This window comes from Roseibium sp., assembly GCF_965232425.1.
Taxonomy (GTDB): Bacteria; Pseudomonadota; Alphaproteobacteria; order Rhizobiales; family Stappiaceae; genus Roseibium.
Genome location: NZ_OZ246971.1, coordinates 2,863,319 through 2,875,148, shown reverse-complemented (window position 1 = coordinate 2,875,148; position 11,830 = coordinate 2,863,319). Strand labels below are relative to the sequence as shown.

13 protein-coding genes are annotated in these 11,830 nt (G+C 61.1%); 11 read left to right on the top strand and 2 right to left on the bottom strand.

Features of this window, described 5'->3' with window-relative positions; all coding sequences use genetic code 11:
- The first annotated feature begins 67 nt into the window (after window positions 1–67).
- The 9 genes from ACO08A_RS13245 to ACO08A_RS13205 all read left to right on the top strand — a co-directional run bounded on the left by ACO08A_RS13245 (window position 68) and on the right by ACO08A_RS13205 (window position 6,977).
- Window positions 68–358, top strand: a complete 291-nt coding sequence (locus tag ACO08A_RS13245) for a YciI-like protein (protein ID WP_422041489.1) — start codon at window positions 68–70, stop codon at window positions 356–358.
- The gene (locus ACO08A_RS13240; RefSeq protein WP_421980016.1) at window positions 359–784 is read left to right on the top strand and encodes an EVE domain-containing protein; all 426 of its coding nucleotides are present in this window, start codon (window positions 359–361) and stop codon (window positions 782–784) included.
- 88 nt (window positions 785–872) lie between these two features.
- The gene (locus ACO08A_RS13235; protein WP_422041488.1) at window positions 873–1,532 is read left to right on the top strand and encodes a class I SAM-dependent methyltransferase; all 660 of its coding nucleotides are present in this window, start codon (window positions 873–875) and stop codon (window positions 1,530–1,532) included.
- Window positions 1,533–1,675: 143 nt separating this feature from the next.
- Window positions 1,676–2,851 carry a M20 aminoacylase family protein gene (locus ACO08A_RS13230; protein WP_421980018.1) on the top strand — a complete coding sequence of 392 codons (1,176 nt, stop codon included), beginning with the start codon at window positions 1,676–1,678 and terminating at the stop codon, window positions 2,849–2,851.
- A 419-nt stretch (window positions 2,852–3,270) separates the two neighbouring features.
- A complete protein-coding gene (locus ACO08A_RS13225) occupies window positions 3,271–4,065 on the top strand; it encodes a helix-turn-helix domain-containing protein (RefSeq protein ID WP_422041487.1) in 795 nt (264 codons plus the stop codon).
- Between the two features lie 4 nt (window positions 4,066–4,069).
- Window positions 4,070–4,834: a sulfite exporter TauE/SafE family protein gene (locus ACO08A_RS13220; protein ID WP_422041486.1), complete on the top strand. Its 765-nt coding sequence runs from the start codon at window positions 4,070–4,072 to the stop codon at window positions 4,832–4,834.
- Window positions 4,835–4,974: 140 nt separating this feature from the next.
- A complete protein-coding gene (leuB, locus tag ACO08A_RS13215) occupies window positions 4,975–6,087 on the top strand; it encodes a 3-isopropylmalate dehydrogenase (protein WP_422041485.1) in 1,113 nt (370 codons plus the stop codon).
- Window positions 6,088–6,163: 76 nt separating this feature from the next.
- Window positions 6,164–6,583 (top strand): hypothetical protein, encoded by a 420-nt coding sequence (locus ACO08A_RS13210; protein ID WP_422041484.1) that lies wholly within the window; start codon window positions 6,164–6,166, stop codon window positions 6,581–6,583.
- Window positions 6,584–6,587: 4 nt separating this feature from the next.
- A complete protein-coding gene (locus tag ACO08A_RS13205) occupies window positions 6,588–6,977 on the top strand; it encodes a VOC family protein (RefSeq protein WP_422041483.1) in 390 nt (129 codons plus the stop codon).
- A 21-nt stretch (window positions 6,978–6,998) separates the two neighbouring features.
- On the opposite strand, the gene ACO08A_RS13200 is transcribed toward ACO08A_RS13205, so the two are convergent.
- Entirely contained in the window at window positions 6,999–7,889 is an 891-nt protein-coding gene (locus ACO08A_RS13200) for a DMT family transporter (RefSeq protein ID WP_422041482.1), read from the bottom strand.
- A 391-nt stretch (window positions 7,890–8,280) separates the two neighbouring features.
- Here ACO08A_RS13200 and cysK point away from each other — a divergent pair, with 391 nt between their 5' ends.
- Window positions 8,281–9,267, top strand: a complete 987-nt coding sequence (gene cysK, locus ACO08A_RS13195; protein WP_422041481.1) for a cysteine synthase A — start codon at window positions 8,281–8,283, stop codon at window positions 9,265–9,267.
- Window positions 9,268–9,460: 193 nt separating this feature from the next.
- A complete protein-coding gene (locus ACO08A_RS13190) occupies window positions 9,461–11,560 on the top strand; it encodes a winged helix-turn-helix domain-containing protein (protein ID WP_422041480.1) in 2,100 nt (699 codons plus the stop codon).
- On the opposite strand, the gene ACO08A_RS13185 is transcribed toward ACO08A_RS13190, so the two are convergent.
- A complete protein-coding gene (locus tag ACO08A_RS13185) occupies window positions 11,515–11,751 on the bottom strand; it encodes a hypothetical protein (protein WP_422041479.1) in 237 nt (78 codons plus the stop codon). The two genes, ACO08A_RS13190 and ACO08A_RS13185, sit on opposite strands and share 46 nt — an antisense overlap.
- Window positions 11,752–11,830: the final 79 nt, after the last annotated feature.

The following is an 11,830-nucleotide window of genomic DNA, read 5'->3' as shown; positions in this document are numbered from 1 at the left end:
CGGCATTGAGTTTGTGACAACTCGGCCCTAGGTTCGCAGGAGTCACTTCAAACAGGAACCCCCGGCCATGCTTTATGCCCTGATCTGCACCGACAAGCCCGGTGCCCTGCAAACACGTCTCGACAATCGCGACAATCACATTGCCTTTCTCAAGGGCCTCGGCGACGGTCTCAAGGCGGCCGGTCCGTTCCTTGATGACGACGGCAACATGACCGGCTCCCTTGTCGTGATCGAAGCCGCGAGCAGGGACGAAGCCCTCGCCATTTCGCAGGAAGACCCCTACGCCGTCGCCGGTCTGTTCGAAAGCGTCGAGATCCGCCCGTGGAACTGGGTGATCAAGAACCCGGAGGTCAGCTAAGTGCAGTACTGGTTGATCAAATCCGAACCGGACAAATGGTCCTGGGAACAGCAGAAAGCCAAGGGGGATGCCGGCGAACAGTGGGACGGCATCAGAAACTACCAGGCACGCAACAACATGCGCGCGATGGAAATCGGTGACAGGGCGTTTTTCTATCACTCCAACATCGGCAAGGAAGTCGTCGGCGTCGTTGAGGTCTGCAGCGACATTCATCCGGACACCACGACCGATGACCCGCGCTGGGAATGCGTGGACTTCAAGGCCGTGTGCGACATGCCGAAGCCGGTGACGCTTGCCGATGTCAAGGCGGAACCCCGCCTCGAGAAGATGGCATTGGTGGCCAACACGCGCCTGTCAGTTCAGCCGGTCACGGCGGACGAGTGGAAAATCGTCTGTGAGATGGGCGGATTGAAAGATCCGGCTTGAGCAAGCGCCCAAGCAGTGAATGCACGCGGCTCGGCTCCCTCTCCCCCAGGGGAGAGTCGTTTGGCGCACATTTGAAACGGTGAGCCCTATGCCGCGCATCAAGGATCCAGCCGCGTTCATACGCCGGGAAACCACGGTCAAGCCGGTCCCGCATGCGGAGGAAATCAGGCTCTACGTCGCGGACGAGGCGATGGAACTCTGGCAGAAGACGGAAGAGGATCTCGGCGCGCTCGGCCTCGATCCGCCGTTTTGGGCTTTCGCCTGGGCAGGTGGCCAGGGCCTGGCGCGTTACGTTCTGGACACACCGTCACTGGTTGCAGGAAAGACCGTACTCGATTTCGCCTGCGGCTCCGGACTGGTTGGCATTGCGGCGATGATGGCAGGCGCGAAATCGTGCCGCGCGGTCGATATCGATCCGTTCGCCATTGCCGCTGCACGTCTCAATGCCGAGCTGAACGGTGTCCAGCTCGACCTCGATATGACCGACCTGACACGGCAAGCCACGCCTTCGGCCGACGTCGTTTTCTGCGGAGATGTTTTCTACGACCGGCAGATGGCGGATGCCGTTGCGGGTTTTCTGGACCGTCTGATCGATGCCGGCATCGACGTTCTGGTCGGTGACCCGGGCAGATCCTATCTGCCGACCGGCCGCCTCACGGAACTTGGCGTTTACGAAGTTCCTGTCGTCGGTGCCCTGGAAGACAATGAAATCAAGAAAACCTTTGTCTACCGCGTTGGAAAAAGCTGACGGCTCACACCGCAATTTCACCGTGAGAATTCTGTTCTCACAACGATCTACAGAAGTTTTTGCCGTTCGGGTCTTCCCCTTTGCAGTTCTTGCGATAGGTTAGCGGCACAAAGAGTTTACAGCCGTTCTCCCAGGAGCCCTCCATGCCCATCGTTAACCGACTTGCCGACCTCGCTGACGAGATCACGGCCTGGCGCCGTGACTTCCACGAGAACCCGGAAGTTCTCTACGAAACCGTCAGGACCGCCGGAAAGGTCGCCGAACTTCTGGAGAGTTTCGGAGTGGACGAGGTGACGACCGGTATCGGCAGGACCGGCGTCGTCGGCGTGATCAAGGGTCGCAATGGCGGCACTGGGCGGACCGTCGGCCTGCGCGCGGATATGGACGCCTTGCCGATCGAAGAGGAAACCGGGAAACCCTACGCCTCGAAGGTCCAGGGCAAGATGCACGCCTGCGGTCATGACGGCCATACCGCCATGCTGCTCGGCGCGGCAAAATATCTGTCCGAGACCCGGAATTTCGACGGCACCGTTGTGGTGATCTTCCAGCCCGCCGAAGAGGGCGGCGCAGGCGCCAAGGCCATGATCGACGATGGCCTGATGACCCGCTGGCCGATGGACGAGGTCTACGGCATGCACAACTATCCGGGCATGCCGGTCGGCGAATTCGCGATCTGCAAGGGCCCTATCATGGCCGCCACCGACGAGTTCCGGATCACAGTCACCGGCAAGGGCGGTCATGCCGCGAAACCGCACCAGACCGTCGATCCGGTGGTCGTCGGCTCCAAGATCGTGTCGGCGCTTCAGACCATTGCCAGCCGGAACGCCAATCCGCTCGACTCCGTCGTGGTCTCGGTCACCGTGTTCAATGCCGGCAGTGCATTCAACGTGATCCCGCAGGACGCGGTCCTGCGCGGCACCGTCCGCAGCCTGAACGCGGACATGCGGGATCTGGCGGAAAAACGCATGGGCGACATCGTCACCTCGATCGCGGCGGCCTTCGACGCAACCGCCAAGCTCGAGTTCCGGCGCGGCTATCCCGTGACGCGGAACCATGACGAACAGACGGATTTCGCAGCGGAGATCGCGGAAGGCATTGCCGGCGACGGCAAGGTCAACCGGAGCATCGAGCCGATGATGGGCGGTGAGGATTTTTCCTACATGCTCGAAGAGCGCCCGGGTGCGTTCATCTTCGCCGGCAACGGCGACACCGCAGGCCTCCACCATCCCGAATATGACTTCAACGACGACCTCATTCCGGTCGGTTGTTCCTATTGGGTCAAACTCGTGGAAACCGCCCTGCCCGCGAAGGCCGCCTGACGGCATCGGCCGCATTTGCGGGGTAACCCAACCTTAGGTCATTGCAGGGCCCGACCCTGCAATCCATGGCATTGCCTCTCCTTGATCGCCGGCCCACGTATCGGCATGGATGCCATGATCAAGCCATGGCATGACGCGGTGAGGCGGCCCGCAGTCGATGACCTTGTCGTTCCGGCTGAAGCGAAGCGAAAGGCCGGAATCCAGTAACCACCTGTTTCTGCTTCTTCTTTCAACCGTCGACCACAGGGAATACTGGCTCCCGGTCTTGCCGCTGACGCGGCAAACCGGGATGACAAATCGGGGGAAAAAAGTCCGAAGTCCGATTTGTCACAATCGGCGCTCAACGGGATGACGGCGGCCGGGTTTCCCTATATGACTGACGCCGGTTCCGGCAGCCGGTTTCTTTTGGGCATTTCGACATGACATCTCAACCGTTCAAGCTTCCCTTCCTGGCGTCCTACGTGCTGGTTGGTGCGGTCGTCGGCGTTCTTGTCATTCATCCCCTCAACCTGGTGGTCGTCTGGTGGGAGCTGGCCCGGTTTTCCGAGACGGCGCCCGATCTGATCGAGTTCCTTTCGGCGCGGCTCTGGTTGCTGCTGCTGCCGCGCCACCTGGATGTCGCTGTTGCCTATACGCTTCTCGGTGCGGTTGTCGGGCTTGCCTTCGGCATCTTCAGCCGCAACTACATGCGCACCTCCGAAGCCTACCGGTCCCTGCGGCAGGAACAGACGCTTCATATTCCGAGCATCATGCAAAAGGGCGAAACGGACGGCGTCGAGTTCAAGTCGTCGCTGCGCTGGGACATGAAGGAAAACCGCATCAACAGGGGGCTGGAAAAGGTTATCGCCAAGACCATTGCCGGCTTCTTCAACGCCGACGGCGGCTATCTTCTGGTCGGCGTTGATGACGACGGCAAGGCGCTCGGTCTCGAAAAGGATCTCTCCACCCTGAAGAGCGCGGATCTCGATGCGTTCGAGCGCACCGTCAACGACATCGTTTCCAAGAACCTTGGCGGCGATCTCTGCCCGTCCATTCACACGGTTTTTGCAAGCGTCGACGGCAAGGATGTCGCGATGATCATCATCCGCCCGGCACCCCGCGCCGTTTACATGGAAGACGGAAGATCCTCGGTTTTCTACGTGCGCAGCGGCAATTCCACCCGACAGCTCGATGTGCGCGAGGCGCTGAACTACGCAAGATCGAGGTGGTCCTGATCCGATGGAAGTCCTGGCAGCGGTTCTCCCCGATGAACTCGGCACCCTTTCGATCGTCACGCTGATCCTCGCCAGCTTCTTCACATCCGGCCTCACCGCCGCCGTCGGGTTGGGTGGCGGCATCGCCCTGATCGCGATCATGGCGAACCTGATGCCGGCCAGCGCGCTGGTGCCGGTCCACGGCGCGGTTCAGATCGGCTCCAACGGCGGACGCGCGCTCGTGCAGCTCAAGCATGTCGACTGGTCGATATTCGCCTGGTTCACGATCGGTGCGGTCTTCGGAGCCGCGCTCGGCGGCGCGATCGCGGTCGAACTGCCGTCCTCCATCCTCAGGGCCGGGATCGGCTGTTTCGTGCTCTGGGTGATCTGGATCAAGCCGCCGAAATTCGACAGGGTTCAGAAACGGGCCATGGCAGCCGCCGGGTTCGCTTCCACGTTTTTGTCCATGTTCTTCGGCGCGGCCGGCCCGATTGGCGGTGCGGTACTGTCAACGCTCGGCCTGACGCGGCACGGCTACGTCGCCAACCAGGCGGTCACCGCCCTCGTCATGCATGTCTTCAAGATCGTCGCCTTCGGGGCGCTGGGGTTTGCCTTCGCGCCCTGGGCCGGGCTGGTCGTGCTGATGATCTTCAGCGGATTCCTCGGAACGCTCGCCGGATCGCGCCTCCTCGGCAAGATGGATGAAAAGACGTTCAAGACCGGTTTCAAATGGGTCATGACCGCCCTTGCGCTGAACCTCTTCTGGCAGGCGGGCCGTGGTCTGATCTGACGGCTTCCGTCGGAATCCGGTGACGCTTGACGGTTCCCGCACGCTCGCTTGAGTTATTCGCAACTGGCCACGCCTTGAAAGACGGGGCGCGACGCGGTAACTGAGCGCAACTGTTTTCAACAATGCGGGATGGAACGTTCATGGCTTCTCACAGTCTTCTGCTTCTGCCGGGTGACGGCATCGGTGCCGAAATCATGAAGGAAGTGGAAAAGGTAATCGACTGGTTCAACACCAACACCGATATGACTTTCGACACCACCGAGGGCCATGTGGGCGGCGCTGCCTACGACAAGCATGGACAGGCGATTTCCGACGAGGACATGGCCAAGGCACTTGCAGCCGATGCCGTGATCTTCGGCGCCGTTGGCGGACCGAAATGGGACATGGTGCCCTACGATGTCCGCCCGGAGGCCGGTCTGCTCCGCCTGCGCAAGGAAATGGAACTGTTCGCAAACCTGCGCCCGGCGATCTGTTATCCCGCGCTTGCCGACGCGTCTTCGCTGAAGCCCGAAGTGGTCGAGGGCCTCGACATCCTGATCGTGCGTGAATTGACCGGCGGTGTCTATTTCGGCGAACCGAAGGAAATCACCGACCTCGGCAACGGCCAGAAGCGCGGTGTCGATACCCAGGTCTACGATACCTACGAGATCGAGCGCATTTCCAGGGTCGCCTTCGAACTGGCCCGCACGCGCAACAACAAGGTCACGTCCATGGAAAAGCGTAACGTGATGAAATCCGGCGTGCTTTGGAACGAGGTCGTCACCGACACGCACAAGAACGGCTATGAAGACGTCGAGCTGGACCACATGCTGGCCGATGCCGGTGGCATGCAGCTCGTCCGCTGGCCGAAGCAGTTCGACGTCATCGTCACCGACAACCTGTTCGGCGACATGCTCTCCGACGTCGCCGCCATGCTGACCGGGTCGCTTGGCATGCTGCCTTCGGCTTCGCTCGGCGCACCGGATCCGGTCACCGGCAAGCGCAAGGCGCTCTATGAGCCGGTTCACGGCTCCGCACCGGACATCGCCGGCACCGGTGCCGCCAACCCGATCGCGATGATCGCCAGTTTCGCAATGGCGCTGCGCTATTCCTTCGAGGAAGTGGACGCGGCCAACAAGGTCGAAAAGGCAATCGAGGCCGCGCTTGAAAAAGGCATTCGCACCAAGGACATCGCCAAGGACGGAGACACGGTCGTCACCACGTCCGAAATGGGCGACGTCATCCTCGCGGAACTGAACGCACTCAGCGCCTGATCCGGCGGCGAGATTGCAAAAAGCACCGCCTGCGGGTATCCCGTGGGCGGTTTTTCTTTCTAAAAGATGCTGTCACATGATCGACGACAAAATCGCACCCTTTCTCGGCACCTGGATCCTGGACGCGGACGAAAGCGAGTTCGACCAGGGCGAACCGCCGCAGAGCGCCACGCTCCGGATCGAGGATAATTTCGGCATGGTTTCCTTCACCATGAGCCAGATTTCCGCGGAAGGCGAGGAAAGCAGCGACACGTTCGAGGCGGTCCCGGATGGTCCGGAAGTCAAGCTCGGCAAGAGCGGGCTTGTCGACGCGATGCGGCTTGTGTTCCAGGGCGACAGGAACCTGATATCCGAAGCCCGCCGTGGCGGCCTGACCATCATGAAGGCGGACCGGGAACTCTCCGACGACGGCCGCACGCTGACCGTAACGCAGACCGTCCATCTCGTTGATGTCGCCAGCTTCACCAACACCTCCGTCTATCGCAAGGCACAATAGGCAGATGCAGCAGACCATCGGCGCGATTGCACTTCTTGTCCCGGACTACGATGCCGCCATCGCCTTTTATGTCGGAAAGCTCGGGTTTGACCTGATCGAGGACACACACCTGTCAGAGGCCAAACGCTGGGTGCTGGTCGCGCCCCCGGGCAGCAGCGAAACCCGGCTTCTGCTCGCGCAGGCCGATGGCCAGGACCAGGTGAAAGCCATCGGCAACCAGACCGGCGGGCGCGTTTTCCTGTTCCTCCACACGGATGATTTCGACCGCGACCACGCGCGCATGCGCGCAAACGAGGTCGAATTCCTGGAAAGCCCGCGCGAAGAGGTCTACGGCAAGGTCGCCGTCTTCCGGGATCCCTTTGGCAACAAGTGGGACCTGATCGAACGCTATTGAGCAAGCGTGACGCGATGTTGTCTAGCCGCGTTTCACGATCAGCAAGGACAGACCGATCGTGACGACACCGATCCCGAGCCATTCCTGAAAGCCGGGCGTTTCCCCGAGAACGGGGATCGCCAGAACAGCTGCGGAGGCCGGAACGGCGGCCGAGAAACCTGCCGTTGCCGTCGGCCCGAGATGCGTTGCCGCCAGGGCGAACAGGATCACGGCCACGAAACCGGGCCCCAGGCCCTGATAGGCGGCCTGGAACACGATGCTTGAAAGACTGGCGTCGGCGAGACCGGAAGGCAGGAAAAGCAGCCAGACAGGTATGAACAGGAGCGCATTCGGGACATTGACCAGAACCAGCGCCTGCCGCGGTGTAATCTGCCAGTGGCGTACGCCGAAAATATAGACCGAGAGAACCGCCGAGGCTGACAGGAACAGCCCGATGCCGACGGCCACGTTTTTCCCGCCTTGCATCAGCCCGGTGCTTCCGACCAGCACCGCCCCGGCAACAATCACGGCAATACCGATGACTTGCATTCTGGCAGGGAAACTTGCCGCAAACACGGCGACCAGCGCTGCGGTGAAGACAGGCAGCGCGCCGTTGGCGAAAACACCTGCGTAAGCCGCGGACGCTTCGCTCAGTCCCCAATACATCAGCATCGAATAGATGACACCGGGCCCGCACAGCGACATCAGCGCAACGGCGTGGAATGGCAGATGGCGTGGCCACCACCGGATGGCAAAGGGAAGCGTGATCGCGCCCGCCACCAGGAACCTGAGGCCGGTCATGTCTGCCGGTGTGAGGCTTGTCGTGACACCGGCACGCGAGAACACGATGAAGCCTGACCAGATGAAGAGCACCGCGACGGCACTCGCAATGCCCAGATTGCGGTTCTGAACGGCAGCAGATTGACTATTCAATTCCAGGTGTACCTTTCGGGGAAGAACGGCAACTGCGAGGCGGATGCCCTGAAAGACGGCGTCGGCACAGCGTCTGCGGCTTCAACAAGCGACTTCGACGTACCTCAATAAAGCCATTGCGCGCGATTGCAACCACTTGCGGCCAGTTGGATGAGCCGGTTTCCTGCTCCTCGGATCCCCCGAAAGGCCGCATGTTTCCGTGTTTTTGCGTCTCTTCATGAAATCTCCAGGTTCTCCTCATGTGGACCTCAAGCAAGCCTTGCTGCGCTGATCTACCTTTTCGGGATCGCCCCTGCAGAACGCGGCAGGAGTGAGAACCGTCCGGAAGGAAAGGTTTTCCCGTGCGATCAAGACAGACAATCCCGCGCAATGCGGCCGGAAGGAAATACACATGCACCCTCATCCTGGATCCCGTCTCACCTTCGACAAGCCCGGACGGGGCCGCGTCTACAGCAGCATTCTGGAAACCATCGGCAACACGCCGCTCGTGCGGATCGGACGCCTGGCGGCCGATGCCGGATGCCAGGCCGAAGTCCTGGCGAAGCTGGAATTCTTCAACCCGGTCGCCAGCGTCAAGGACAGGATCGCCGTCGCATTGCTGGAGGCATTGGAGGCCGACGGTTCGATTGGACAGGGCAGTGTCATTGTCGAACCGACCTCCGGCAACACCGGTATCGGGCTTGCGTTCGCATGCGCGGCCAAGGGGTATCGCTGCATCCTGACGATGCCGGAGAGTTTCTCTCTCGAACGGCGCAAGATGATGCGGCTGTTCGGTGCCGAACTTGTGCTGACCCCCCGTGACGGCGGAATTCATGCCGCCATTGAAAAGGCGCGGGAGATCATCGCCAAGACGGAAGGGGCGATCATGCCCGGGCAATTCGTCAATCCGGCCAACCCGGGCATTCATCGCAGAACCACCGCGGAAGAGATCTGGAACGACACCAACGGCGTTGTCGACGCCGTCGTGATGGGGGTCGGCACCGGCGGCACGCTGACGGGGGTCGCAGACGTGCTCAAGACGCGAAATCCCGAGATCCGCATCATCGCCGTGGAGCCGGAAGACAGCCCTGTTCTCTCAGGCGGAACGCACGCCCCTCACCTGATCCAGGGGATCGGCCCGGGTTTCATTCCCGATGTTCTGGAAACCGGCCTGATCGATGAAGTCATGACAGTCAGCAATGAAAGCGCATTCCAGACAGCAAGATCATTGGCATCGACCGAGGGTATTCCGGGCGGTATCTCCTCCGGTGCCGCCATGCATTGCGCCCTTGAGGTTGCCCGGCGCGGGCAGATGAAGGGCAGAACGATTGTCGCCATTCTGCCCAGCGCCGCGGAACGGTATTTGTCGGCAGGACTTCTGGAGGATGTGAGCGAATAGCGGGAAGTCCGGCTCTGCCGCCATAGAAAGCAGACTTCGTTTGACTTCACGTAATATCACGTGGAAGTCTTGCTTCCTGTCACAATCGACAGGGGTCAGTTTATGGGCAGCTGGACATATTGCACCACGTAACTGGAGATCATCCGGACAGGAAAACACCACAGCCGATGACCCGCCACCGAGAGCACGGAACATGGAACGAAAGCTGATAACAATCGTTGCGATGGATGTGGTTGGATACAGCCGCATGATGGAGCGCGACGAGGAACAGACGCTGCGCCAGTTGAACGAGATCCGCGCCTCGGTTGTCGACCCCTCGGTCGCCCGCCATTCCGGGCGCACCGTCAAGACGATGGGCGACGGGGCCCTTCTTGAATTCTCGAGCGTCGTCAGTGCGCTCCAGTGCGCCATTGAGATCCAGAAGGATCTTGCTGCAAACACCGAGCAGAGAGGCCCTGGTCAACTCAGCTACCGGATCGGTATTCACCTGGGCGATGTCATTGCCGAGGGTGACGACATATACGGCGACGGCGTGAATGTTGCCGCGCGTCTTGAAACGCTGGCGCAACCGGGCGGCATCGTGCTTTCCAAGCAGGTGTATGATCATATCGGAGGGCGCATTCCTGTCGAGTTCACGGCTCTTGGCGAACAGCACGTGAAAAACATCAGCCGGCCGATCGAAGCCTACAGCGTCGATCCATCCGGCAGGGAAACGCCGCCGGGCAATCTCCGCTTTGGGGCCTATGAACTGGACCCTGACCGGTTCGAACTTCGGCGGGACGGCTCACCGGTCGCGGTTGAGCCGCAGGTATTCGATCTCGTAGCCTACCTGGCCCGGAACGCCGAGCGCACGGTGACGAAAGAAGAAATCTTTTCCAGGCTCTGGGGTGACCGGTTCGTGTCCGATTCCGCGCTCAGCAGCCAGATCAAGATGGCCCGGAAGGTTCTGGGCGACGACGGCACGGCGCAGCACACCATCCGCACGATCCACGGCCGCGGTTTCCGCTTTGTCGCCGAGCTCAGTCAGCCGGAGGAAAAGCCGGCGCTAAACGGCATACAGGTGCCCGAGGCCATGACCTACAAGATGGCAACGATGAAACCGTCCGTCGCCATCCTGCCATTCATCAATCTGAACACCGAGCCCTCGGAAGACTATCTCGCCGACGGCATCACCGAGGACATCACGACGGCGCTTTCCAAGAACCGCTGGCTCACGGTGATCGCGCGCAATTCGACCTTCTCCTTCCGGAATTCGGCGGACGGCATCCGGGTAATCGGCGAGAAGCTCGGCGCCAGTTACATCGTCACCGGCAGTGTCCGCAAGGCCGGTCAGCGCGTGCGGATCACCGTTCAGCTTGTCGATGCCGGCACCGAGAACAGCGTCTGGTCGGAGCGTTTCGACCGGGACATGAAGGACATTTTCGACCTGCAGGACGAGATCACCGAACTGGTGGCGTCTCGCATCGAATCCGAACTCGGCATGACCGAGCAGCGCAAGGCGGAGCGCCGCCCCAGGAAGAACCTCGGGGCGTGGGATCTCTACCAGCTTGGCGTCGCCGAGTTCTACAAGTTCACGCCCGAGGCCAACCAGCGTTGCCAGGACCTGCTCCGTCAGTCGCTTGATCTCGATCCCGACTTCGCAAGCGCCCACTCGAGGCTTGCCTACGCGATCGTGCTCAGCATGGTCTATTTCGATGCCGCGCCCGACGATGACCGGATGGACGAAGCCCTGATCGCGGCTAGGCGGGCGCTGGAACTGGACGATCAGGACGCCAACAGCTTCTTCACCATCGGCAGGGTGTACCTGGCGCGCCGTGAATATGATCTTGCGATCGACGCCCTGGAACACGCGGTCGAGCTCAATCCTTACCTCGCGGTCACCTATTGCGGTCTGGGAGATTCGCTCGCTTACGAGGGACGTCTGGACGAGGCCATCGAGCAGTTCGAGATCGCCATTCGCCTGAGCCCGCACGACCCGTTCCGGTGGGCGTTTTATTCCTACCGCTCACTGGCACATCTGTTCAGGGGAGAATACGAGGACGCCGTCAGCTGGGCGCGCAAGTCGGTCCAGATCCCGAATGCGCAATACTGGGCGAAGGCCCATCTCGTCGCCGCGCTCGGTCTTCTGGGAGAAAAGGACCAGGCGGCACGTGCCATTCGCGAGCTGACCAAACTCAAGCCGGAATTCTCGATCGACTTTGCCCGGGAGCATCTGTTCTACCTGAAGAAGGAAGACCAGATCGAGACCTACATGGACGGTCTGCGCAAGGCGGGCTTGCGCGAACGCGCCTGATCGGCGCCGTTTGACGTTTCGGAAAGCAAGGCCGGATCGGGCAGACGGATCGCACCGCCTGCCTGATACCAACCTTCATAGATAGAAACCCATTTCATGGCATCAAACCGGTCCACTCGGTCAGGCGTGGTGCGCAGCGCGATGCCGGCGCATCGGGCAAGCGCCACAACGCAGCCGATGGCCGGTTTCATGCCACCGGAGGCCGGGTTCTTTTGCCCCAATGCCGCGTTGCAATTTGCTTGAAGTGCCGGCACTAGCGCGCAAACCGCG

Bases quoted from the DNA above. Each gene is read 5' to 3' on its own strand.
- ACO08A_RS13245 (WP_422041489.1), top strand. From the start codon at position 68: ATGCTTTATGCCCTGATCTGCACCGACAAGCCCGGTGCCCTGCAAACA.
- ACO08A_RS13235 (WP_422041488.1), top strand. From the start codon at position 873: ATGCCGCGCATCAAGGATCCAGCCGCGTTCATACGCCGGGAAACCACG.
- ACO08A_RS13230 (WP_421980018.1), top strand. From the start codon at position 1,676: ATGCCCATCGTTAACCGACTTGCCGACCTCGCTGACGAGATCACGGCC.
- ACO08A_RS13225 (WP_422041487.1), top strand. From the start codon at position 3,271: ATGACATCTCAACCGTTCAAGCTTCCCTTCCTGGCGTCCTACGTGCTG.
- ACO08A_RS13220 (WP_422041486.1), top strand. From the start codon at position 4,070: ATGGAAGTCCTGGCAGCGGTTCTCCCCGATGAACTCGGCACCCTTTCG.
- leuB (WP_422041485.1), top strand. From the start codon at position 4,975: ATGGCTTCTCACAGTCTTCTGCTTCTGCCGGGTGACGGCATCGGTGCC.
- ACO08A_RS13210 (WP_422041484.1), top strand. From the start codon at position 6,164: ATGATCGACGACAAAATCGCACCCTTTCTCGGCACCTGGATCCTGGAC.
- ACO08A_RS13205 (WP_422041483.1), top strand. From the start codon at position 6,588: ATGCAGCAGACCATCGGCGCGATTGCACTTCTTGTCCCGGACTACGAT.
- cysK (WP_422041481.1), top strand. From the start codon at position 8,281: ATGCACCCTCATCCTGGATCCCGTCTCACCTTCGACAAGCCCGGACGG.
- ACO08A_RS13190 (WP_422041480.1), top strand. From the start codon at position 9,461: ATGGAACGAAAGCTGATAACAATCGTTGCGATGGATGTGGTTGGATAC.
- ACO08A_RS13185 (WP_422041479.1), bottom strand. From the start codon at position 11,751: ATGAAACCGGCCATCGGCTGCGTTGTGGCGCTTGCCCGATGCGCCGGC.